General features: G+C 73.3%; 20 protein-coding genes and 1 pseudogene. 9 read left to right on the top strand and 12 right to left on the bottom strand.

What is annotated here, in order from left to right:
* The first annotated feature begins 18 nt into the window (after positions 1–18).
* Positions 19–1605 (top strand): DUF262 domain-containing protein, encoded by a 1587-nt coding sequence (locus O7619_RS11865; protein ID WP_282287633.1) that lies wholly within the window; start codon positions 19–21, stop codon positions 1603–1605.
* Position 1606: 1 nt separating this feature from the next.
* Positions 1607–2803: a HipA domain-containing protein gene (locus O7619_RS11860; RefSeq protein ID WP_282287631.1), complete on the top strand. Its 1197-nt coding sequence runs from the start codon at positions 1607–1609 to the stop codon at positions 2801–2803.
* A 64-nt stretch (positions 2804–2867) separates the two neighbouring features.
* Here O7619_RS11860 and O7619_RS11855 read toward each other — a convergent pair whose 3' ends face one another.
* A complete protein-coding gene (locus O7619_RS11855) occupies positions 2868–4088 on the bottom strand; it encodes a S8 family peptidase (protein ID WP_282287629.1) in 1221 nt (406 codons plus the stop codon).
* A 183-nt stretch (positions 4089–4271) separates the two neighbouring features.
* Here O7619_RS11855 and O7619_RS11850 point away from each other — a divergent pair, with 183 nt between their 5' ends.
* Positions 4272–5756 (top strand): methyltransferase, encoded by a 1485-nt coding sequence (locus O7619_RS11850; protein ID WP_282287627.1) that lies wholly within the window; start codon positions 4272–4274, stop codon positions 5754–5756.
* Positions 5756–6178 (top strand): D-aminoacyl-tRNA deacylase, encoded by a 423-nt coding sequence (gene dtd / locus O7619_RS11845; RefSeq protein ID WP_282287625.1) that lies wholly within the window; start codon positions 5756–5758, stop codon positions 6176–6178. The genes O7619_RS11850 and dtd overlap by 1 nt, the downstream gene beginning before the upstream one ends.
* Here the strand turns inward: dtd and O7619_RS11840 are convergent.
* Entirely contained in the window at positions 6175–6963 is a 789-nt protein-coding gene (locus O7619_RS11840) for a sporulation protein (RefSeq protein WP_282287624.1), read from the bottom strand. The genes dtd and O7619_RS11840 overlap by 4 nt on opposite strands.
* Positions 6964–7185: 222 nt before the next feature.
* Between O7619_RS11840 and sigB the strand changes: the two genes are divergently transcribed.
* The gene (gene sigB / locus O7619_RS11835; RefSeq protein ID WP_282287623.1) at positions 7186–8172 is read left to right on the top strand and encodes an RNA polymerase sigma factor SigB; all 987 of its coding nucleotides are present in this window, start codon (positions 7186–7188) and stop codon (positions 8170–8172) included.
* A gap of 98 nt (positions 8173–8270) precedes the next feature.
* Here sigB and O7619_RS11830 read toward each other — a convergent pair whose 3' ends face one another.
* From O7619_RS11830 to O7619_RS11820, 3 genes are read right to left on the bottom strand one after another with little or no spacing between them, the layout of a single operon-like run.
* Entirely contained in the window at positions 8271–10805 is a 2535-nt protein-coding gene (locus O7619_RS11830) for a bifunctional GNAT family N-acetyltransferase/acetate--CoA ligase family protein (protein ID WP_282287622.1), read from the bottom strand.
* 25 nt (positions 10806–10830) lie between these two features.
* A complete protein-coding gene (locus tag O7619_RS11825) occupies positions 10831–12012 on the bottom strand; it encodes an acetoin utilization protein AcuC (protein ID WP_282287621.1) in 1182 nt (393 codons plus the stop codon).
* A 47-nt stretch (positions 12013–12059) separates the two neighbouring features.
* Positions 12060–12935 (bottom strand): sulfurtransferase, encoded by an 876-nt coding sequence (locus O7619_RS11820; protein WP_282287620.1) that lies wholly within the window; start codon positions 12933–12935, stop codon positions 12060–12062.
* An 83-nt stretch (positions 12936–13018) separates the two neighbouring features.
* Here O7619_RS11820 and O7619_RS11815 point away from each other — a divergent pair, with 83 nt between their 5' ends.
* Positions 13019–13717, top strand: coding sequence for a metal-dependent transcriptional regulator (locus O7619_RS11815; RefSeq protein ID WP_282287619.1), 699 nt, complete (start codon positions 13019–13021; stop codon positions 13715–13717).
* Positions 13718–13744: 27 nt separating this feature from the next.
* Here the strand turns inward: O7619_RS11815 and O7619_RS11810 are convergent, their stop codons facing one another.
* Positions 13745–14293: a hypothetical protein gene (locus tag O7619_RS11810; RefSeq protein WP_282287618.1), complete on the bottom strand. Its 549-nt coding sequence runs from the start codon at positions 14291–14293 to the stop codon at positions 13745–13747.
* A gap of 86 nt (positions 14294–14379) precedes the next feature.
* Positions 14380–14868, bottom strand: coding sequence for a helix-turn-helix domain-containing protein (locus O7619_RS11805; RefSeq protein WP_282287617.1), 489 nt, complete (start codon positions 14866–14868; stop codon positions 14380–14382).
* Positions 14869–14943: 75 nt separating this feature from the next.
* Here O7619_RS11805 and O7619_RS11800 point away from each other — a divergent pair, with 75 nt between their 5' ends.
* On the top strand, positions 14944–15531 hold the full coding sequence (locus tag O7619_RS11800) for a dihydrofolate reductase family protein (RefSeq protein ID WP_282287616.1): 588 nt from the start codon (positions 14944–14946) through the stop codon (positions 15529–15531).
* Positions 15525–16334, top strand: coding sequence for an MBL fold metallo-hydrolase (locus O7619_RS11795; RefSeq protein ID WP_282287615.1), 810 nt, complete (start codon positions 15525–15527; stop codon positions 16332–16334). Before O7619_RS11800 ends, O7619_RS11795 begins: the two co-directional genes overlap by 7 nt.
* Here O7619_RS11795 and O7619_RS11790 read toward each other — a convergent pair.
* The 3 genes from O7619_RS11790 to O7619_RS11780 all read right to left on the bottom strand — a co-directional run bounded on the left by O7619_RS11790 (position 16331) and on the right by O7619_RS11780 (position 18529).
* The gene (locus O7619_RS11790; protein WP_282287614.1) at positions 16331–16564 is read right to left on the bottom strand and encodes a DUF5522 domain-containing protein; all 234 of its coding nucleotides are present in this window, start codon (positions 16562–16564) and stop codon (positions 16331–16333) included. The two genes, O7619_RS11795 and O7619_RS11790, sit on opposite strands and share 4 nt — an antisense overlap.
* Before the next feature lie 68 nt (positions 16565–16632).
* A complete protein-coding gene (locus O7619_RS11785) occupies positions 16633–16806 on the bottom strand; it encodes a hypothetical protein (protein ID WP_282287612.1) in 174 nt (57 codons plus the stop codon).
* 280 nt (positions 16807–17086) lie between these two features.
* Positions 17087–18529: an alpha/beta hydrolase gene (locus tag O7619_RS11780; RefSeq protein WP_282287611.1), complete on the bottom strand. Its 1443-nt coding sequence runs from the start codon at positions 18527–18529 to the stop codon at positions 17087–17089.
* A gap of 167 nt (positions 18530–18696) precedes the next feature.
* Between O7619_RS11780 and O7619_RS11775 the strand changes: the two genes are divergently transcribed.
* Entirely contained in the window at positions 18697–19230 is a 534-nt protein-coding gene (locus O7619_RS11775) for a hypothetical protein (RefSeq protein ID WP_282287610.1), read from the top strand.
* Positions 19231–19258: 28 nt separating this feature from the next.
* On the opposite strand, the gene O7619_RS11770 is transcribed toward O7619_RS11775, so the two are convergent.
* Complete coding sequence (locus tag O7619_RS11770) at positions 19259–20194, bottom strand: DUF2332 domain-containing protein (RefSeq protein ID WP_282287609.1); 936 nt, start codon at positions 20192–20194, stop codon at positions 19259–19261.
* A 100-nt stretch (positions 20195–20294) separates the two neighbouring features.
* A pseudogene (locus O7619_RS30155) lies at positions 20295–22721 on the bottom strand (vitamin B12-dependent ribonucleotide reductase); the annotation flags it as partial.
* Positions 22722–22742 lie beyond the last annotated feature (21 nt).

Below are 22742 nucleotides of genomic sequence, written 5' to 3'. Positions count from 1 at the left end.
GTCCCAACGGAGGTTGCCGTGCCGAGTCTGGAGAGACCCCGCGTCGAATACCGCACGCCAGAAGACCTGGTCCGGGACGTCACGGCGGGACTGGTGCGGATCCCACCCTTCCAGCGCTCGTTCAAGTGGGAGGGCACGGACATCGTCCGGCTCTTCGACAGCCTGCTGCGCGGTTTCCCGATCGGTAATCTGCTCCTCTGGCAACGTCCGGCACCGGCCCAACGGCTTCAGGTTGGGCCGCTGGGCGTCCAGGCGCCAGAAACCGCCTCGGCGCTCTGGGTCGTTGACGGCCAGCAGCGCATCGTGTCTCTTGTCGGAGCGCTGACCAGGGCGGATAGCGCTGTCGACCCCCGCTTCCGAGTGCATCTCGACCTCGACACCGGCGAATTCCATACCGCAGGCACACGTCAGCGAACGCCACGGCCCTGGATCCCGGTGAGTTTCCTGCTGGACACCGCGGTCCTGCTGCGCTGGATGCGGGACAACTCCGGCTGGCTCTCCGAGGCTCAGCTCGCGCTGGCCGACCAGGCCGCCAAGGCGATCCGCGAATATCAGATCCCGACCTATGTCGTGCATTCGGCAGATGAGAACGCCCTGCTCGAGATCTTCACGCGCATGAACACCACCGGCAAGCGGTTGACCAAGTCCGAGGTGTTCCAGGCGTTGCACGCCGGTGCCGTGGGCGGCGAGTTGAGCAGCCTGCACGATCTCGGCCGGGTGCCCGCCACTCAGGGATTCGGCGCGCTCGACGATCGGCTGACCCTGCGCTGTGTCCTCGCCTACCGGGGCGGGGACATCTTCCGGGAGGACTTCCGCCAGGAGTTCGGGCCGCAGGACGACCCGGCCGAAACGCTGCGGGACGCGGCAGCGCGGCTGCGTGAGGCGGTCGACTTCCTTCGCGGCCCCTGCGGCATCCCGCACATCAGGCTGCTGCCCTACTCCCACGTGCTGCCGATCCTGGTTCGCTTCATCCGTCTGCACGGGGTGCCGACCGGCCGGCCGGCGACCCTGCTCCGCAGGTGGGTATGGCGCAGCGCGGTCGCCGGCAGCCGGGCCCGCGGCGTGGGCGTCGCCGACGTGCGCAATCAGGTGGAGGCGGTCGCCGCGGCCGACCCGCAGACCGCGGCGATGAGCCTGCTCCGGCAGGTGCAGCAGTTCCCGGACTTCGTCGCGGAACTGGACAAGGTCCACTTCAATCACGCGATGACGAAGCTCAACACGTTGGGGCTTCTCTCCGCCGAGCCGCGCGACCCGGCGAGCGGAGAAATTCTGGACGTGACCCGCCTGCTCGATCACGGAAGTCCGCTGCGTCCGTTGCTCTCCGACGACGGACCTGCCGGGCAGACAATCGCCAACCGACTCGTCCTGCCACCCGGGGAACGTCTGACGGCGGACCTCATGGCGACCGTCTCACCGACGGTCGCGGCCAGTCATCTGATCGACGAGGCCGCACAGGAGCGCCTGGCGCGCGCGGACGGGGACGGCTTCCTCCACCTTCGGGGAGGCGTGTGCGAGCGGACCATCACCGGCCACGTCAACCGGATGGCCGAGTGGGGCGCGCGGGACGGGCGGGCCACGGCCGACATCCTCCGGCAGGTCGCCTGAGATGGCCGAGGTCACCGCACAGGTGCGGCTGCACGGCCGTCCGGTCGGCGAGCTGAGTTTCCGACAGGGAGGCTCGGAGTTCAGCTACGACGACGACCTCGCCTCGCCTCGCCATCAGGTGCTGGGGCAGATCTTCGAGGACGATCCGCGGGCGATCCGACGGGCCCGCGTCGGCGTGCCCGCCTGGTTCGCGAACCTGCTACCGGAGGGGGCGCTCCGCCGCCAGATCGTCCGGGAGCTGGGAGGTGGGAACGTCGGCGACTTCACCCTGCTGCTGCGCGTGGGCGGGGACCTACCGGGCGCGGTGACGGTGCACGCCGACACCGAGCCCGAGGATGATGTCCTCCCGGACACACCGGGGGAGGCCGATCATCCGCTCCGGCACTCCCTGGCGGGCGTCCAGCTGAAGTATTCGATCTCCGCGGAGCGATTGGCCGTTCCGGTCAGCGGGCAGGGCGGGTGGTGGATCGTGAAACTGCCCGACCACGGGCTGCGGGATCTGCCGATCAACGAATACCTCACCATGAGCTGGCTACGGTCGGCTGATTTCCCGGTGCCGCCGGTGCGCCTGATCCGGGCCGACGAGGTCAAGGGTCTCCCCGACGGCATGGTGGATCCGAACGATCTCGTCTACCTCATCCAGCGGTTCGACCGGTCGTCCGCAGGACGGATCCACGCCGAGGACTTCGCCCAGGTCGCCGACATCGAACCGATGTTCAAGTACAGCGAGTCGGGCACCTCGTACGACACCCTGGCCGCGGTCATCCTTCAACTGACCGGCGAGGAGGGCTATCTCGACTTCGTCCGCCGGCTCGCCGCGATGCTGGTGGTCGGGAACACCGACGGGCACCTAAAGAACTGGGGACTGGTCTATCCGGACGGCCGGACGCCGCGACTCGCCCCGGTCTACGACTTCCACTCACTCTCGGTGTATTCGCGTTACCGGTGGTCGCCCTTGGCGCTCGGTCTCGGCAGCGAGACGGTTCCGGCGCTGATCGACCACGAGCATTTCCGCCGGCTGGCGGAGAGCGCTGGTGGAGATCCGGAACACACGTCGGAGGCGGTCTCCCACGCGGTCAGCGAATTGCGGCACGCATGGCACGGTGGCCTGGTGAACGAGGCTCGGAGCCGATTCCCCGCCCTGGCCGACCACTACTCCCAACGGCTTGAGACGTTGCCGATCTGCCGTTCCCGGTAGCGGGAAGGGCGCGGCCCGGTGGACTCCGCTGGGGTCCACCGGGCCGCGCCGCCTACCGAATGGGTCAGTTCACCACGAAGAGCAGCCGGTTCGGCGAGCCGGAGCCCGGGTTGGTCACCTTGCCGGTGGTGGCGTTGCTGGTCAGGTAGCTGGCGACCTGGGCCGGGGAGTAGGACGGGTTCGCGGACAGCACGAGCGCCGCCGCGCCGGCCACGTGCGGCGAGGCCATCGAGGTTCCGCTGATCGTGTTGGTCGCGCTGTCGCTGGTCCGCCAGGCCGAGGTGATCGACGAGCCCGGCGCGAAGATGTCCACGCAGGAGCCGTAGTTCGAGTACGAGGCACGGGCGTCGGTGCTGGTGGTGGCGCCCACCGTGATCGCCGAGGCGACCCGCGACGGCGAGGAGTTGCAGGCGTTGGCGCTGGAGTTGCCGGCCGCCAGCGCGTACGTGATGCCGGAGCTGATCGAGTTGGCCACCGCGTTGTCCAGCGAGGTGCTGACCCCGCCGCCGAGGCTCATGTTGGCCACGGCCGGCTTGACCGCGTTCGAGGTGACCCAGTTGACGCCGTTGACCACGCCGGCGGTGGTGCCGCTGCCGCGGCAGTTGAGCACCTTCACCGCGATCAGGCGTACGCCCTTGGCCACGCCGTACGTGCTGCCGCCGACCGTGCCGGCGACGTGCGTGCCGTGACCGTTGCAGTCGGTGTTGTTGCTGTCCACCGTGTTGGTGCCCCAGGTGGCCCGGCCGCCGAAGTCGCTGTGCGTGGTCCGGATGCCGGTGTCGATGATGTAGGCCCGCACATTGGTGGCGGTGTTCGGGTAGGTGTAGGTGCCGTTGAGCGGCAGGTTGCGCTGGTCGATCCGGTCCAGCCCCCAGGTGGCGCCGGTCTGGGTGCCCTGGACGGTCACCCGCCGGTCCTGCTCGACGTACGCGACGGCCGGGTCGGCGGCGAGCCGGCGCGCCTGTCCGACGCTCATCGTCGCGTTGTAGCCGGTGAGCGCGGCGCTCCACACCGCGCCGACGCTGCCGCCGTACCGCTTGGCCAGGCCGGCGGCCCGGTCCGGCACGGCGGTGCGGGCGGTGCGGCTGTTCGCGGCGCCGACCGCGTCGCCCTTGAGCACGACCAGGTAGCTGCCGCTGACGGCGTCGGCCGCGCCGGCGTACCGGATCTGGCCGGTGGGCGCGGCGAGGGCCGGGGTGGAGGCGACGGCGGTGAGGGCCGCGGCGGCGGCCGTGACGGCGAGCGCGCGCAGCGCACGACGCCGGGGAACGGACACGTCGGGCATGTTCTGGCTCCCTACCGGGCGGGCCGGTTCGTGGCCGGCGGACCGCCCATCGACATATGTTGATGGAGATGCTAGCCACACATCGATGTCCGTGAAAGACATAGGTGCCGGGTAATACCGTCCGCGGAAGCGGATCCGGCGGGTGCGCGCCACGCCGGGCCGCGGGCGGGGCAGGATGGCCCCGTGGACCGTCACGACATGCTGCTCTCCCCCGCCGGGGTCGACGCGCTGCGCACCGCGCTGACGCAGGCCCGCTTCACCGCCAACGGCATCGCCGGGCGGCTCGGCTCGCAGGCCACCGGCGGGGTCGCCCGCAACGACCACCGCGCCGCCCTGCGCGCCACCGAGGACCGCGACCGGCTGGCCACGCTGATCCGGGTGTTCATCTGCGACCAGACCGAGCCGGAGCCGGTGGTGGCCGCGGCGCTGGCCCCCCTGACCGTGGCGGAGGCGCTCGCCGGGGGCATCGTCGAGCGGCACGGCGACGGCCTGCGGGCCGGCGTGGACCTGGAGCCGTACGGCGACGACTGGTGGGTGCTCGCCGACGTGCCGGCCAGCGCCCGGCCCGGCCGGCCGTTGCACGCCGAACACGTGCTCGGCATCGGCGGGGCCACCCAGACGCTGATCGGCGCCGCCGTGCGCCGCCCGGTGGGAACCGCGCTCGACCTCGGCACCGGCTCCGGCGTGCAGGCGCTGCACCTGGGCACCCACGCCCGCCGGGTCACCGCCACCGACGTCTCCGAGCGGGCGCTGCGCTTCGCCGCCACCACCGCCGCGCTCAACGGGCAGGACTGGGAACTGCTCCGCGGCGACCTGGTCGCCCCGGTGGCCGGGCGCCGCTTCGACCTGGTGGTCAGCAACCCGCCGTTCGTGGTCGGCCCCGGCACCACCACGCACGTCTACCGCGACTCGGGGCGGGTCGGCGACGCGATCGGCGCCGAGTTGGCCGCCGCCGCGCCGCACCTGCTCACCGACGGCGGCACCATGCAGTACCTGGCGAACTGGGTGCACGTCACCGGCGAGGACTGGGGCGAGCGGGTCACCGGTTGGTTCGCCGGCACCGGGCTGGACGCCTGGGTCATCCAGCGCGAGGTGGCCGACCCGATGGCGTACGTGAACCTGTGGCTGACCGACGTCGGGGAGAGCGCCGACCCGCAGCGGATGGAGGCGTGGCTGGACTGGTTCGACGCGCACAAGGTGGAGGCGATCGGGTTCGGCCTCGTGTCGCTGCGCCGGTCCGGCCACGAGCAGCCGATCATCCGGGTGGAGGACCTGCGCCAGCGGGTGGAACCGCCGCTCGGCGACCGGATCGGCGAGTGGTTCGACCGGCAGGACTGGCTGCGCGCCCGGGACACCGACGGGCTGCTCGCCGCCCGCTACCGCGCCGCCGACGGGCTCCAGCTACGCCAGGAGGCCACCATGGGCGACGACGGCTGGGCGGTGGACCGGCAGGTCCTCGCCATGCCGCGCGGACTGCGCTGGTCCGAGGAGATCGACCCGCTGGTGCTCGCCCTCGTCGGTGGCGCCGACGGCCGGCTGCCGCTGCGCGACCAGCTCGCCCTGCTCGCCGCCGCACACGACGTGACCCCGGACGAGCTGGCCGAGGCGGCCGGCCCGATCGTGGCCCACCTGGTCGAACGCGGCCTCGTCGAGCCGGTGGTCGACTGATGCGGGCGCTTGTGCAGACCGTCGGCCGGGCCGCGGTCACGGTCGACGGGGCGGTGGTCGGCGAGATCGCCGACGGGCTGCTGGTGCTGCTCGGCGTCACCCACACCGACACCCCGCAGGTGGCCGCCACCATGGCCCGCAAGCTGCACGAGCTGCGCATCCTGGACGACGAGCGCAGCGCCGCCGACACCGGCGCGCCGCTGCTGGTGGTCAGCCAGTTCACGCTCTACGGCGACGCCCGCAAGGGCCGGCGACCGAGCTGGACCGCCGCCGCCCCCGCGCCGGTCGCCGAACCCCTGGTGGAGGCCGTGGTCGAGGAGTTACGCGCCCGCGGGGCGAAGGTGGAGACCGGCCGCTTCCGCACGCACATGCTCGTGGAGAGCGTCAACGTCGGCCCCCGTACCCTCCTGCTGGACCTCTAGAAGAACACGCCGCGGCGGGACAGCGACTGGCGCAGCCAGCCGTCGAGCTGGGCGGCCCAGTCGATGCGGTCCGCCGTGGCGTGGTCCACCGTGAACCGGCCGAACGCGTCCCGGCCCTCGGTGAACAGGCCACCCCGCTTGTCCAGCTCCAGCACCACGTGCACCTGCCGCGGATCGGTGACGAAGGTGACCTCGAGCTGGTTCATGGCGCCGGCGTACTGCGGCGCCGGATAGAACTCGATCTCCTGGTAGAACGGCAACTGCTGGTGTACGCCGTAGATGTGGCCCCGCTCGACGTCGGCGCGCGCGAACCGGAAGCCCAGCCGCAGCAACGCCTCCAGCAGCCGTTCCTGGGCCGGCAGCGGGTGCACCGCCACCGCGTCCAGGTCACCGGAGTCCACCGCCCGGGCCACCTCCAGTTCGGTGCGCAGGCCCATCGTCATGCCGTGCAGGTGCCGGCCGTACAGGTCGGTGAGCGGGGTCTCCCAGGGCACCGGGAAGCGGAACGGCACGTCGTACCGCTGTCCCTGCTCCAGCCGGAACGCGCCGGTCACCTGGACCCGGCCGAACTCCTGACTGGTGTCGTACTCCGAGTCGCCGCTCTCCACCTCGACCCGGGTCATCAGGCCGAGCGAGACCCAACTCACATCCACCTGGTGGTCGCCGCCGACCACCTGGATCCGGCCCTCCAGGTGACCACCGGGGCGGCAGTTCGGGTTGGCCAGCACCGTCTCCACCGACGGCCCGCCGACACCCATCGCCTGCATCAACCGCTTGAGGACCACCACGTTCTCCGATCGCCGTTTCCGTCCGCGGCCCCACCGGGCCGGTCGCTGGCACGGTAACCGGGCCGGCCAAGCGACAACGGGACATCCGCGCGGATTCGTGTCGGGTCCCCGATCGCCTCACTCCCGTCTCACGCCCCGACCGCCAAGCTGTTTGTCACCGGCCCACCGCGTCGACGACACGGGGCCGGGACGGCACGTAGGACACGGGGAGAGACAGAGATGACGCAGCAGATGATCGAGCACCAGGACTTGGACGTCACCCTCACCGACCTCGACGCCACCGACGAGCGCGGCGTCTCCACCGACCTGGTCCGGGCGTACCTCAACGGCATCGGCCGCACCAAGCTGCTCACCGCGGCGCAGGAGGTCGAGCTGAGCAAGCGGATCGAAGCCGGCCTCTTCGCCGAGGAGAAGCTCTCCGCCTGCACCCCGGTCTCCGCCGAGCTGCGCGACGACCTGACGCTCATCGCGGCCGAGGGGCGCGCCGCGAAGGACCACCTGCTGGAGGCGAACCTGCGGCTGGTGGTGAGCATCGCCAAGCGTTACACCGGGCGGGGCATGGCCTTCCTCGACCTGATCCAGGAGGGCAACCTCGGCCTGATCCGCGCCGTCGAGAAGTTCGACTACACCAAGGGCTACAAGTTCTCCACGTACGCCACCTGGTGGATCCGCCAGGCCATCACCCGCGCCATGGCCGACCAGGCCCGCACCATCCGCATCCCGGTGCACATGGTCGAGCAGGTCAACCGGATGGTCCGGGTCCGCCGGGAGCTGTCGGTGACGCTGGGCCGCGAGCCCACCGTCGGCGAGGTCGCCCGGGCGCTCGAGGTCCCCGAATACCAGGTGATCGAGCTGATCTCGTACGACCGGGAGCCGGTCAGCCTCGACCAGGCGGTCGGCGAGGACGGGGAGAGCGCGCTCGGCGACTTCGTCGCCGCGGTGGACCCGCGCACCGAGCCCGGCGACGCCGCCGCCAACGGCGAGCTGCGCAACGAGGTACGCATCGTGCTGGCCACCCTCTCCCAGCGGGAGCAGGCGGTGATCCGGCTGCGCTTCGGCCTCGACGACGGCCGCCAGCGCACCCTCGACGAGGTGGGCCGCGAGTTCGGCCTGTCCCGCGAGCGGATCCGGCAGATCGAGAAGATCACGCTGCTCAAGCTGCGCGACCCGCAGCGGGCCAACCGCCTGGAGGCGTACGCCTGCTGACCCGCTTCCCCCCGATCCGGTCCCGGCGTTTCGCCGGGGCCGGATTGTGTTAAGCGGGGGCCCCTCCTATACCGGAGGCGTTAAGCGAGGCCCCCTCCTTACAAGCGGCGGGGGCCGGTGTCGGGGCGTGGCGACGCCGCGCCGGCGCCGACGGTGGCGTGCAGCACCGAGACGCCGTCCGGGCGGGCCAACACCGGGTTGAGCGTCAGCGAACGCACCCGGGGCTGCTCGTCGGCCAACCGACCGACCCGCGTCAACAGCTCGACGAGCGCCGCCCGATCCACCGGCGCGGCGCCCCGGTGCCCCCGCAGCAGCGGCGCGGCACGCGGCTCGTCGACCAGCTCGGCCGCGTCCCGGTCGGTCAACGGCACCGCCCGCCACGCCCGGTCGCCGAGCAGCTCGGTCGCCACCCCACCCAACCCGAACCCGACCACCGGCCCGAACGCCGGATCCTCCACCAGCTCCACCACGCACGCCACCCCCGGCGCGACCATCGGCTGAACCAGCACCTCCGCCCCGAAGACCGGGGCCACCTCCGCGTACGCGCGGCGCAGCGCGGCGGCGTCGGCCAGGTCGAGCCGGACCGCGCCCAGATCGAGCCGGTGCCGCAGCCCCGGGGCCGCCGCCTTGAGCGCCACCGGCCAGCCGAGCCGCTCCCCCGCCGCCACCGCCTCGTCGGCCGAGCCGGCCGGGACCGACTCCACCACGTCGATCCCGTACGCGCCCAGCAGCGCCACCGGATCCGCCCCGTCGGGGCCGAGCGCCGCCTGCCCCGCCGACCGGTCCACCCCGGCCAGCTCGGGCAGCGCCCCCGGCGGCCGGCGCAGCCAGTCCGCGTACCCGGTGACCCGGGCCAGCGCCCGCACCGCCTCCTCCACGCTCGGGTACGCCGGCACCCCGGCCGGCACCCGGCCGGCGAGGAACGTCGCCACCACCGGCTTGCCGGTGGCCGGCAGCGCCGCCGCGAAATCCGCCTCCGGATCGGTGAGCTGGCCCGGCAACGGCGGGGCGAAGACCGCCACCACGGCGTCCACCCGCTCGTCGGCCGCCGCGGCGGCAAGCGCGGCGGCGTACGCGGCGGCGCCGCCGGTCGGCCCCACATCGTGCGGGTAGCCGTCCGCCACAACCAGCCCCTGGGCGGCGCACGCGGTCGCGGCCAGCCCGGTCAACGCCGACGAGTTGCCCACCACGGCGACCCGCCGCCCGCCCGGCAGCGGCTGGTGCGCCAGCAGCACCCCCACGTCGAGCAGTTCGGCCACGGTGTCCACCCGGATCACCCCGGACTGGGCGAACAACGCGCTCACCGCGGCGGCGTCGAGCGCCGGCGCGTCGCCCACACCCGGTGGCCGGGCCAGCGACGCCAGCGCCACCACCGGCTTGTCCCGGCCGATCCGGCGGGCCAACCGGGCGAACTTGCGCGGGTTGCCGAACGTTTCCAGGTAGAGCGTGATCACGTCGGTGCCCGGATCGTCCTGCCAGTACTGCAACAGGTCGTTGCCGGACACGTCGGCCCGGTTGCCGGCCGACACGAAGCTGGACAGCCCCAGCCCGCGCCGGGACGCCTCGGCCAGCAACGCCACCCCGAACGCGCCGGACTGGCTGAACACGCCCACCCGGCCCGGCGCCGGCAGCACCGGGGCGAGCGTGGCGTTGAGGCGTACCGCCGGGTCGGTGTTGGCTACGCCGAGGCAGTTGGGGCCGACCACCCGCATGCCCGCCAGGTGCGCGGCCCGCACCAGCGCCCGCTGCGCCGCCGCGCCGGCCGGACCGGACTCGGCGAACCCGGCCGACACCACCACCAGGCCGTGCGCGCCGGCCCGGGCCGCGTCCTGGACCACCTCGGTCACCGCTTCCGGCGCGACCGCCACCACGGCCAGGTCGACGGCCTGGCCGGCGTCGACCGCCGACGGGTACGCCGGCAGCCCGGCCACCGTCGCCGCGCTCGGATGCACCGGCACGACCGCGCCGGCGAACCCGCCGTCGCGCAGGTGCCCGAGCAGCGCCGCGCCGACGCCCTGGCCGGTGGTGCTGGCCCCGTAGACGGCGACGCCGCGCGGGGCGAGCAGTCGGGCGATCGACCGCGCCTCGGTGCGGTGTTCCCGGCCCCGCTGCACCGCGAGCGTCGCCTCGGTGGCGGCGATCGGGAAGCTCAGGTGCACCACGCCGTCGGCGTACTGGCGCTGCACCTGGTAGCCGAAGTCGGCGAAGACCCGCAGCATCGTCCCGTTGGCCGGCAACACCTCGGCGACGAAGTGCGCGATCCCGTGCCGGCCGGCCGCGTCCGCCAGGTGCTCCAGCAGCACCGAGCCGATGCCCCGGCCCTGGTAGGCGTCCTCCACCACGAAGGCCACCTCGGCCTCCGGGGAGGCGGGACCGAGCCGCTCGTACCGGCCCACGGCCACGATCCGCTCGCCGGCCAGCACCACGAACGCCTCCCGGTCGCGGTGGTCCACGGTGACGAACCGCTTCAGGTCGCGCTCCGGGATCCGCGGGTACGGCGAGAAGTAGCGCAGGTAACGGGTGCGCTCGGAGAACCGCGCGTGCATCGCCACGATCGCCGCCGCGTCGTCGGCACGGATCTGTCGCAACTGCACCGTCGTGCCGTCGCTGAGCAGCACGTCCACCGTCGTCACCGGTCGGTCCTCCCCCACCGCCGGCTCAGTCGCGCGGATCGTGCGGGTCGAGCCCGAGCAGCGGGAAGACGGCCCGGCGGGTCGCCGCGACCGCCCGGTCCACCGCGTTCGGCTCGCCGCTGGGCTGCCACGGCTGGTATTCCGGGTCCACGTCGTCGGTCATCCGCAGCGGAACCTGGTGCCCCGGCCGCCGCCGCGCGGCCAGATCCCGCCAGCCCGGCGGGGTGAGCGCGGCCGGGTCGAGCGGCTCGCCGGTGGCCACCGCCAGCAGATGCGTCCACGCCCGGGGCACCACCTCGACGAGCGCGTACCCGCCGCCGCCGGTGGCCACCCAGCGGCCGTCGCACAGCTCGTCGGCGAGCGCCCGCAGCGCCCGGTAGGTGGCCCGCTGCCCGTCCACCGACAGGTGCAGGTCGGCCAGCGGGTCGGCGCGGTGGCCGTCCGCCCCGCACTGGGTGACGAGCACCTGCGGCCGGAACGCGCGCAGCACCGACGGCACCACCGCGTGGAACGCCCGCTGCCAGCCGGCGTCACCGACCCCCGGCGGCAGCGGCAGGTTCACCGCGGTGCCCTCCGCGCCCGGCCCGCCGGTCTCGTCCGGGAACCCGGTGCCGGGAAAGAGCGCCAGCGGGGTCTCGTGCAGGCTGACCGTGAGCACCCGCGGATCCCGGTAGAAGACCTCCTGCACCCCGTCGCCGTGGTGCACGTCCACGTCCACGTACGCGATCCGCTCCGCGCCCAGGTCGAGCAGGCGGGCGATGGCCACCGCCGGATCGTTGTAGACGCAGAAACCGGACGCCCGGGCCGGCATGGCGTGGTGCAGGCCGCCGGCCACGTTCACCGCGCGCCGGGCCTCGCCCCGCCACACCGCCTCGGCGGCGGCCACACTCGCGCCGACGATCAACGCGCTGGACTCGTGCATCCCGTCGAAGACCGGATTGTCCGAGGTGCCCAGCCCGAAGCCGGCGAAGAGCGGGTCACGCGGCGCGGCCCGCACCGCGGCCAGGTAGGCCGGGTCGTGCACCCGGGTCAGCAGCGCGTCGTCGGCCGGCTCCGGCTTGACCAGGCGCACCCCGGGCCGGTCGAACACGCCCAGCTCCCGGGCCAGCGCCATGGTCAGCTCGACCCGGACCGGGTCGAGGGGATGGTCGCCCATGTCGTAGGCGAGGAGAGACTCGTCCCACACCACCACCGTGTCGTCGGCCATACGGCCATGGTCGCACGTGGCCCGCGGCGCGCCCATGAGCCGCGCGTTCACCGGCCGGCGGCGCCACCGGACGCCACCGGACGGTCCGGGTCGGCCACCCACTCGCTCCACGAGCCGACGTACAGGGCGGCGTCCGGTCGGCCGGCCAGGTGCAACGCCAGGACCGCCTGCGCGGCGGTCACCCCGGAGCCGCAGTACGCCCCGACCGCCGCGTCCCCGGTCACCCCGGCCGCGGCGAAGCGCTCCCGCAGCGCCTCGGCGGCGGGGAACCGCCCCTGCGTCACGTACCCCGGGGCGGGCAGGTTGACCGCGCCCGGAATGTGCCCGGCGACCGGGTCGACCGGTTCGCTCTCGCCCCGGTAGCGCGGGGCGGCCCGCACGTCCAGCAGCACCCCGCCGTCGGCGGCGGCCAGCCGGGCGGCCCCGGCGGCGTCGAGCACCGGCAGCGCGCCCGGCGTGACCGTCACGTCGCCGGGCACGGGCTCGGGCGTCGCGGTGTCCACCGGCAGGCCGGCGGCCGTCCACGCCGGCCAGCCGCCGTGCAGCACCCGCACCGCCCGGTGCCCGGCCCAGCGCAGCGTCCACCAGGCCCGCGCGGCGGACATGCCGTCGCCGCCGTCGTACACCACCACGGGGTGACCGGCGCGGACGCCGGCGGCCCGCAGCGCGGCCTGCAACGACGCCGGGTCGGGCAGCGGGTGCCGGCCGGTGGCGCCGGGCCGGCCGCACAGCTCGGTGTCCAGGTCGACGAAGACCGCGCCGGGCAGGTGGCCGGCGGCGTGGTCGTCCCGGCCGGGCGGCCCGGCGAGCCGCCAGCGGACGTCGAGGAGCACGGGCGGGTCGGCCCGGTCCAGCTCGGCGGCGAGCCGGTCCGGCTCGACAAGCAGCTCTACGGTTGCGGACGTCGGTGCAGGCTCGGCCACCCTGACCCTCCCCCGTCGTGGTGTTGGCAGCTCACGGCAACTTCGTGAGACACTGGAGATTCCGGTTCGTTCCTCGCTTACGGGTGATAAAGATAAACGCTCACTCACTGGTCGATACGACCGAGATGTATCTGCGCACCATCCTCGAGTTGGAGGAGGAGGGTGTGCCGCCGCTGCGTGCCCGCATCGCCGAGCGGCTGCGCCAGAGCGGCCCCACCGTCAGCCAGACCGTGGCCCGGATGGAGCGGGACGGCCTGCTCACCGTCGAGGGCGACCGGCACCTGACTCTCACCCCGCTGGGTCGCAACTCCGCGGTCTCGGTGATGCGCAAGCACCGGCTGGCCGAGCTGCTGCTGGTGAACGTGATCGGGATGCCCTACGAGGAGGCCCACGAGGAGGCCTGCCGCTGGGAGCACGTGATGAGCGACGCGGTGGAGAAGCGGGTCTACGACCTGCTCAACCGCCCGTCCCGCTCGCCGTACGGCAACCCGATCCCGGGCCTGGAGGAGCTGGGCGACCCGGGTCAGACCCTCGCCGAGACCGTCGAGGGCGAGCGCAACCTGGCCTTCCCCGGCCTGTCCGGGCCGGTGGTGGTGCGGCGGATCTGTGAGAGCGTGCAGACCGACTCGGACGTGCTCCGGCAGTTGCACGCGGCCGGCGTGGACCCGGGCGCGACCGTCACGGTGGCGCAGGAGCGCGACGGGGTGTCCATCGACCGCTCCGGCGACCGGGTCCGGCTGCCCCGCGAGGTGGCCTCCCGGGTCTTCGTCGCGGCCCGCTGACGTCGCGGCCCGCCGACGGCGCCCGCCTCAGAACTGGTCGGTGTCGATCGCCTGGGCCAGGGCGACCAGCTTCCCGGTGGCCTTCTCCACCTCGGCCGTGGCGGTGCCCTCGGGGCTGGTCCAGCGGAGGCTGGCGAGCCGGTCCCCGGTGGCCAGCCAGCCCACCTCGGCGACCGGTCCGGCGGTCTTGGTCTTCGGCGCCGTCCGCCGGTAGGCGATCTTGCCGAGCTTGGCCACCGTCACCGCCCCGCGCGGCTGCACGTCGGCGGTGAACGTCGCCGTGTCGATCGAGGTGTCCGTCACGGCGAGCGTCAGTTCCGGCAGCGCCGCGTCCCGGGCGCGGACCACGCAGGTGCGCGTGTCGCCGCGTTCGGTGGCGGCGGCCACGTCGAACGTACCGCCGGTGTGCTCGGCGATCACCGCGAAGTCGAGCAGCCGGCACGCGCCACCGGAGGAGGCGGCGACGGCCTCGGCGGCCGGTGGCGGGGGCTCCGGCACGGCCGCCGGGGAGGCGTCGTCGGCGCAGCCGGTGGCGAGCAGGACGGCCGAGGTGGCCAGCCAGGTTCGGGCGCGCACGGGGAGACCTCCGCGATCGGCGGCGGGGCCGGCCCGCCGGAGTTCCGTCGGACACCGTACGGCCCGTCCGGCGGGGACGGAAGCCCTCAGGTCCCCTCCCGCGCGGCTTCCTGGGCGGCGGTCAGGCGTTCGAGCGGGCTCGGGCCGTCGTGGTGTCGCGGCGGGGCGTCGAGGTGGCGCGTCCGTAGCTCGTCCATGAGCTCCTCGACGAACGCCGGGCCGGCGTCCCGCATGACGCGCTGCCGGGTCCGGAGTTCCTCGGTGCCGGGGCACCAGTCGAGGCCCCAGTTGCCGAGCGCGTAGAGGACGGGAACGGTCTGGATGCCGGCTTCGGTGAGGCTGTAGCGGGCGCGTTGTCCCCGCGCGGCGGTGCCACGGGTGAGGATTCCCGCCTCGACGAGTCGCACGAGACGGTCGGCGAGGATGTTCGACGCGATGCCCTCGATCGAGCCGGTGAGCAGCGCCCGGAAGTAGCGGCGGTCGCCGAAGACGACGTCGCGGAGCACGAGCAGCGCCCATCGGTCTCCGAGCACCTCGACGGCCGCGTTGATCGGACATCCGGACCGTGGTGTCACGACTCCTCCTTGACAGGGGCGTTGACCCTCACAATAGTGGTTGCAGAATGCAATCACTAGCGGGAGGAGGGGACGATGGGCCGCTTCCTGTACTGGATGAACGTGTCCCTCGACCTACGGATCGAGCAGGTTCCCGGTGACGACGGCGCCGGCGAGTGGCTGCGCATCGACGAGGAGTTGCACCGGGAGTTCAACGCGCGGGCGGGCACGCTCGCCGGCATGGTCCAGGGCCGGGTGATCTACGAGACGATGGAGGAATACTGGCCACGGGCACGCGAGGACACGTCACTGCCGGACGTCATGCGCGAGTACGGCGAGATCTGGACCTCCGCCCCGAAGGTGCTTGTCTCCCGCACCCGCGCGAGCGCCGACCACCACACCCGGGTCATCGGTGGGGACGACGCGATCGAGCAGTTGGCCAAGCTGCGGGCGGAGACCGACGGCACCCTCGGGGTGGGCGGCGCGACGCTCGCCACGCAACTGCTCCGGGCCGGGCTCCTCGACGAGTTGCTGCTCTTCACCCACCCGGCGATCCTCGGCTTCGGCCGTCCGCTGTTCGACGACTGGGACCGGCCGGTCGACCTCGACCTGATCGAGCAGCGTTCCTTCCCCCAGGGCGTCACCATGCACCACTACGCCATCCGGGGCGCCAGCCCGTGCTGAGCGAGGTCGCCGACGGCGTGCTGGTGCACCGGAGCGAATTCCTCCAGACCAACACCACAGTCGTGCGGGGCCCGGCCGGCGTGCTGCTCGTCGACCCCGGATTGCAGGACCACGAACTGGTCTGCCTCGCGGACGACCTGTCCACCTCGGGCCGGACCGTCGTGGCGGGTTTCTCCACCCATCCCGACTGGGACCACCTGCTCTGGCACGCGCGCCTGGGCGACGCCCCCCGGTACGGCACGGCCCGCTGCGCGGCGGCGGCCCGGGAGCAACTGTCCGACCCGGACATCACGGCGCAGATCACCGAGCACCTGGCCGAGACGGAGATCGCCGGGCGGGTTCCGCTGGACGGCTACGGCCTGATCACCGCCCTGCCCGCCGGGACGACGCGGGTGCCCTGGCCCGGCCCCGAGGTCCGGATCATCGAACACCGGGCGCATGCGCCCGGCCACGCGGCGCTGGTCGTCGCGGAGCACGGGGTCCTGGTCGCCGGCGACATGCTCTCCGACGTCCTCGTCCCGATGCTCGACCCGGACGCCACCGACCCGATCGAGGACTACCTCGCGGCGTTGCGGCTGCTGGAGGGTGTGGCGGCCGACGTCGACGTGGTCGTCCCCGGTCACGGGTCGGTGGGCGGGGCCGGCCAGGCGTACGAGCGGATCGAGCGGGACCGGGCGTACGTGCTCGCCCTGCGCGACGGCCGCGAGCCCGACGACAGGCGGATCGGCCCGTCGGCCGCGCCCGGCTGGGAGTGGGTGGGCGACCTGCACCGTGGGCAGGCCGAGCGCCTGGCCGCCGGCTAGTCGGTGACGTACGGGCAGTGCCGGCAGCCACGCCCGCAGCAGGTGCCACGCCGGGCGAGGAACCCGGCGCTGAGCACGAACAGTCCGGTCTCCGGGTCGAGGTAGCCGGCCTCCCCGGCGGCCAGCGCGGCGGCGTGCGCGGCCAGGATCCGCTCCCGCGCCGGGCGCCCCGGCGGCAGGCGCGACGGGTGCGGCTCGGTCAGCGGCCGGTCCGCCAGCTCATCCCCCACCGCTGAAGTGTAAGGAGGGGGCCCCGCTTAACGCTTTCTGCATAGGCGGGGCCCCCGCTTAACAGCCCTCAGCCGTGGCACGCGAACGCTCTTATGATCGCCGCGCGGTCGGGGCCGGCGTCGAGCAGCGCCACGTCGTCGTCGAGGGTGACCGTGTGCAGCGCCACCCGGGTGGCGGGCAGCCGGTCACTGTCCACCGCCGGCGGCGGCGCGCGCCGGGGTATCCGGGTGAGCACCTGCACCCGCCCTCGACCACCTGCCCCCGGTGCCCGTGCCGGCCGCCATGGCGGTGGTCCGGCCGAGGGTGAACAGGGCGATGTGCACGCTTGTGCCAGCCGTCCGGGAGTGACGCCACGGCCGACGCACGGCCCCGCCCCCGTGAACCGACCCGAGGGTGCCGGCAGCCGGTCCGCCACCCGATGCCCCCACACCCGGTTTCACGGAAAGAGTGGCTATCCGCGCTCGAATGGCCACTCTTTCCGTGAAACAGGGCGCACGAGTGGGGTGGGGTGGGGTGGGGCCCTAGTTTCCGGGTGGGGTGTCGTCGACGCGGATCCGCTCCAGGTACGTCACGAACTCGTCGGGTCGCTCGAACAGGGACCGGTGCCCGGCCCGCGGGATCACCAGGTGGTCCTTGCGGGGGGCCTGGAGTTGCGCGTACCACTCCTCGAACAGGCGGAGCCGGCCCGGCACCTCCTGCGCGCCGTCGACGAACCGGGCCGGCACGGCGAGCTGCCGCACGTCGCGCCGGAAGTCGAGATCCTGCAACCGGGGATACAGCACGTCCCAGCCGTCGAGGAAGCCGAACACGTGCACCTTCTCCAGCGGACTGTATTCCGGCACGCCCAGGTTGCCGACGGTCCCGGTCTCGTCCTCGCCCGCGCCGGCCCGGTCGACCGGGAACGCGCCGGCCTCGTTTGTCAGCAACGCCTCGTACGCCCAGATGTCGCGGTAGGGCGGCGGGCCCTGGGCGGTCATCCGGTCGGCGAGCGCCGTCCGGCCGGTGCGGCGGGCCCAGGCGACGGTGTCGGCGTACTGGCTGCGGTCGGCCTCGCGCAGGCTGACCACCTGTCCGACGCCCACGTAGGAGGCGAACAGCTCGGGGTGCCGTTGCACGGCGAGCAGGCCCACGGTGGTGCCGCCGGAGTGGGCGACCAGGTGGATCCGGTCGCGGCCGAACCGCTCGCACAGGTGGCGGGCCACCGCGACCAGGTCGTCGACCTCGTCGTCGAGCCGCCAGTCGGCGGGAGACCGGAACGCCGACCAGGAGTGCGGGGCGCCGGCCCGGTCCCAGACCGCGACCACGAAGTGCTGCTCCAGGGCGGACAGGTGACGGCGGACCGCGCCGACCTCCGAACCGCCGGGTGGTCCGGGGACCACCAGCAGCACGGGCGCGCCCATGTCCGTACCCCGGATCAGCAGGCCCAGCTCGCGCCCGCCAGAGTCGACGGTGTCGAACCGGGCGATCCCACCGGGGATCGGGTCGGTGCGGCCCGGCACCGCCGCGCCCGCGGTGACGAGCGCGAGCAGCGCGGCGAGCAGGCCGATGCCCACCCGACCCGACCACCGGGGCACCGGCCGGCGTGGCGGCACGCCGTCGAGGCGGCGGGCCAGGCCGGCGCCGTACGCGGTGCCGACAAGCATCGGCAACAACGCGAGCAGCCCGTGTACGCCCCGGCCGGCGAGCAGCGCCGCGACGCCGAGGCCGGTCAGGTGGGGGCGGTCGACGGTGGGCCCGCGCAGGCGGAGCCGGACCAGCTCGACGGCGAGCGCGAAGAACACCGGCGCGACGAGCATGGCCCAGCGGGAGCGGCTCCACCAGCCGGCGGCCAGCCCGACGACGAGGCTCACCGCGACAGAGGCGAGCGCCGTGCCGACCGTGCCGGGGCCGCGCGGGGTCCACCAGCCGGCCACCACGCCCCAGAGCAGCGGCAGTGCCGTCGCGAGGAGACTCCGAACCCGCATCTCGATCTCCTTCCACCGAGACCGTCCACCTTATCCGGGACAGCCACGCGGGGTGGCCCCGCCGGCACGAAGAGTGCGCACGTCTACGGGTCGGGACACGTCCCCCCATGACATCCGGGGGTGGCGAAGCGTTGCTACGGTCCCCCGCGACCGTCCAAGGAGGACAGATGACGAGATCGGCCGCAATGCTCGTGGTCACCGGTGCGCTCCTGGCCACCGCCGGCTGTGCCACCGACGAGACAGCGCAGCCGGATGAGCTCCGCGACCCCTGCGCGCTGCTCCCGACCGACCTGCTGGCCCGCCTCGCGCCCGGCGCGCAGCCGACCGCGTCGTCGAACCTCGGCGATCGCAGCGGCTCCCGCGAGTGCGCGGTCGACCTGACCAGCGGCACCGCGATGCGCGGCGACCTGGCCGTCACCGTGGCCGTCGACGCCGGGGGCATGTACGACGAGACGTGGCGGCGGGACCGCTGCGCCCGCATCGGCGCCGACCAGAGCGGCGCCGGGCCCGGCGACAACTCCTGCGTGGCGGTGAAACCCTGGGACGGCGGGGAGACCCGGTTCGACGGCTGGGCCTGGCGGGGCGACCACTACGAGGTGCGCGTGGCGTACCAGGTGGTCAAGCCCGAGACGCTGCCGGCCGGCGCGGAGGCCGACCTGCGCGGGGTGCTCGCCTCGGCGGTCGACTCGCTGCCGGAGTAGACCGTCAGCCGAACGCCGGAGTGGACCGTCAGCCGAACCAGGTGACCGCCTGCCCGTGGCCCCGGGTCCAGGCCAGCGGACGTCCGTCCAGCGCGAGCACGTTGTGGAACCCGCCGCCCGGCGGCGTGGGCAGCCCGGCGTGCGACAGCACGGCCGGGTCCTCGTTGGCGAGCCAGTGCCCGGGCAGCGTGCGCACCAGCTCGGCGAACGCCGCCCGACGCGCGGACGGCACCTGGTAGAGCACCGAGCTGTGGAACACCACGAGCGTCGCGCCTGCCGGTGCCCGCGCCGCGAGCGCCGGCAGGTCGTCGACCAGGTCGCCCCGGACCAGCAGCGGCGGGTCGGCCGCCGCGACCGCCGCCGCGGCGCGCAGCCGGTCGCGGCGGTGCGTGTGCTCGGGCCAGATCAACGCGTCCAGCCAGGCCAGGTCGGCCGGGTCGGTGACGTCGAGCGGGTTCATGTCCAACCCGGCCCGCCACACCACCTCCGGCCGCCGGTCCGGCGGAGCGGTCCCGGCGAGCACGCAGTCGAGCACCGGCTCGCCGTCGCCGACCCGCCGGTCGCCGTAGCGGTAGGCGTACCGGTCGGGGTAGAGACACAGGCCGGCGGAGGCGCCCACCTCCAGCAACGCCAGCGGCTGCGGCAACGCGGCGAGCACCGGCAACAACGCCGCACAGCGCCCGGCCTCGTTCGTCTGCGTCGCCCGGACCCGCATCTGCGCCGCGACGTCCGGCCAGTGCGCCACCACGTGCGCGCGGAACGCCGCCGGGTCGTCCACCGGCCCGCCACCCAGCCGGACCACCCCGAAGAGCAGATTCGGCTGGCGTTTGGCCGCCGGCAGCGTGTCGAGCAACGCGAGCAGCTCCGGGTCGCACGCCACCACCCGCGACAACCTGTCGTACGCCGGGGAGACGTCGCGCGCCTCACGGTCGGCGAACGCCTGATAGATGTCAGCCGTGCTCATCACCCGAGCATGTCAGTTCCCCGCGCACCCGGGTCTGTGACGGTGCACACGCGCGGGCGCGGCAGGGAAGCCCTGCCGCGCCCACGGGACGTGCGGTGTGTCAGCTACAGCCGCTGGTGGAGCCGCAGCCCTCGCAGACGTAGCAGCTACCGGCCGGTCGCATCTTGGTGCCGCAGGTGAAGCAGAGCGGCGCGTCGGCGGCCTTGCCGATCACCGCCTCCAGCAGCTCGGTGCTGGAGCCCACCGTCGGCGCGGGCTTCACGGCGGCGACGTCGGCCATCTCCTGCGCCGGCTGGGCCACCGGGCCGGTCGTCGGCTCGGGCGTCTCGACCGGGGCGGAGGCGGCCATCGCGGTGAGGTCCGCACCGCTCGCCTCCGCCTCCGCCTCGGCCCGGAGCTGGGCGGCCCGCTCCTTGGCGGTGAAGATGCCCAGTTCCGCGCGGCGCTCGTACGGCAGGAAGTCAAGCGCCAGGCGACGGAAGATGTAGTCCATCACCGAGGCGGCCATCCGCACGTCCGGGTCGTCGGTCATGCCGGCCGGCTCGAAGCGCATGTTGGTGAACTTGCTGACGTACGTCTCCAGCGGGACGCCGTACTGGAGACCGATGGAGATGGCCACCGAGAAGGCGTCCATCACGCCGGCCAGGGTCGAGCCCTGCTTCGACATCTTCAGGAAGACCTCGCCGAGGCCGTCGTCCGGGTAGGACGAGGCGGTGAGGTAGCCCTCGGCGCCGCCGACCGAGAAGGAGACCGTCTGCGACGGGCGCTTCTTCGGCAGCCGCTTGCGCACCGGGCGGTACTCGACGACCTTCTCCACGACCTTCTCGGCGACGGCGGCCTCGACCGCGGCCTCGACGGCCGCCTCGACGACTGCCTTGTTCGGCTTCGCCACCGACAGCGGCTGGCCCACCTTGCAGTTGTCCCGGTAGATCGCCAGCGCCTTCAGGCCGAGCTTCCAGCCCTCGAAGTAGATCTTCTCGACGTCCTCGACGGTCGCCTGCTCCGGCATGTTCACCGTCTTGGAGATGGCGCCGGAGATGAACGGCTGGACCGCCGCCATCATCCGCACGTGTCCCATCGGCGCGATGGACCGCTCGCCCATGGCGCAGTCGAAGACCGGGTAGTGCTCCGGCTTCAGGCCGGGGGCGTCCACCACGTGCCCGTGGTCGGCGATGTGCTCGACGATCGCTTCGACCTGCTCCTCGGGGTAGCCGAGGCTGCGCAGTGCGCGCGGCACGGTCTGGTTGACGATCTGCATCGAGCCGCCGCCGACCAGCTTCTTGAACTTCACCAGCGCCAGGTCCGGCTCGACGCCCGTGGTGTCGCAGTCCATCATCAGGCCGATGGTGCCGGTCGGGGCGAGCACGCTCGCCTGCGAGTTGCGCCAACCGCTCTTGTCGCCCAGCTTGTTGCCGAGCGTCCACTGCTTGGTCGCCTCGCGCTGCACGGCGGTGCCCACGGTGCCGATCGGCTTGATGCTGTCGTTGGCGGCGGCGTGCTTGCGCATGACCCGCTTGTGCGGCTCGGCGTTGCGGGCATAGCCGTCGTACGGGCCGACGATGCCGGCCAGCTCGGCGGAGCGGCGGTAGGCGGTGCCGGTCATCAGCGAGGTGATCGCCGCCGACACCTCCCGGCCCTGCTCCGAGTCGTACGGCAGGCCGGAGGCCATCAGCAGGGCGCCCAGGTTGGCGTACCCGATGCCGAGCTGTCGGTAGGCGCGGGTGGTGTCACCGATCTTCTCGGTCGGGAAGTCGGCGAAGCAGATCGAGATGTCCATCGCGGTGATGACGAACTCGACCGACCGGACGAACTTCTCCACCTCGAAGCCGCCGTCGGCGCGGAGGAACTTCATCAGGTTCAGCGAGGCCAGGTTGCACGAGGAGTTGTCCAGGTGCAGGTATTCCGAGCACGGGTTCGACGCGGTGATCCGCCCGGTCTCCGGGCAGGTGTGCCAGTCGTTGATGGTGTCGTCGTACTGGAGGCCCGGGTCGGCGCACTCCCAGGCGGCCTGGGAGATGGTGCGGAACAGGTTCTTGGCGTCGATCGTCTCGATGGTCTGCCCGTCGAGCCGGCCGCGCAGGTCGAAGCCGCCGCCGTTCTCCACCGCGGTCATGAACTCGTCGGAGACGCGGACCGAGTTGTTGGCGTTCTGGTACTGCACGCTGACGATGTCGGCGCCGCCCAGGTCCATGTCGAACCCGGCGTCGCGCAGCGCGCGGATCTTGTCCTCCTCGCGCGCCTTGGTCGCCACGAACTCTTCGATGTCCGGGTGGTCGACGTCGAGGATGACCATCTTGGCCGCGCGCCGGGTGGCGCCACCGGACTTGATGGTGCCGGCGGAGGCGTCCGCGCCGCGCATGAAGCTGACCGGCCCGGAGGCGGTGCCGCCGGAGGAGAGCAGCTCCTTCGAGGACCGGATCCGGGAGAGGTTCACCCCGGCGCCGGAGCCGCCCTGGAAGATCCGCCCCTCCTCCTTGTACCAGTCGAGGATGGAGTCCATCGAGTCGTCGACGGCCAGGATGAAACAGTTGTGCACCCGAAGGTTGCC

Source organism: Micromonospora sp. WMMD998, from assembly GCF_029581235.1.
In the GTDB taxonomy this organism is placed as follows: domain Bacteria; phylum Actinomycetota; class Actinomycetes; order Mycobacteriales; family Micromonosporaceae; genus Micromonospora.
The sequence above is the reverse complement of the archived record's forward strand: the minus strand, read 5'-3'. Positions and strand labels throughout refer to the sequence as shown.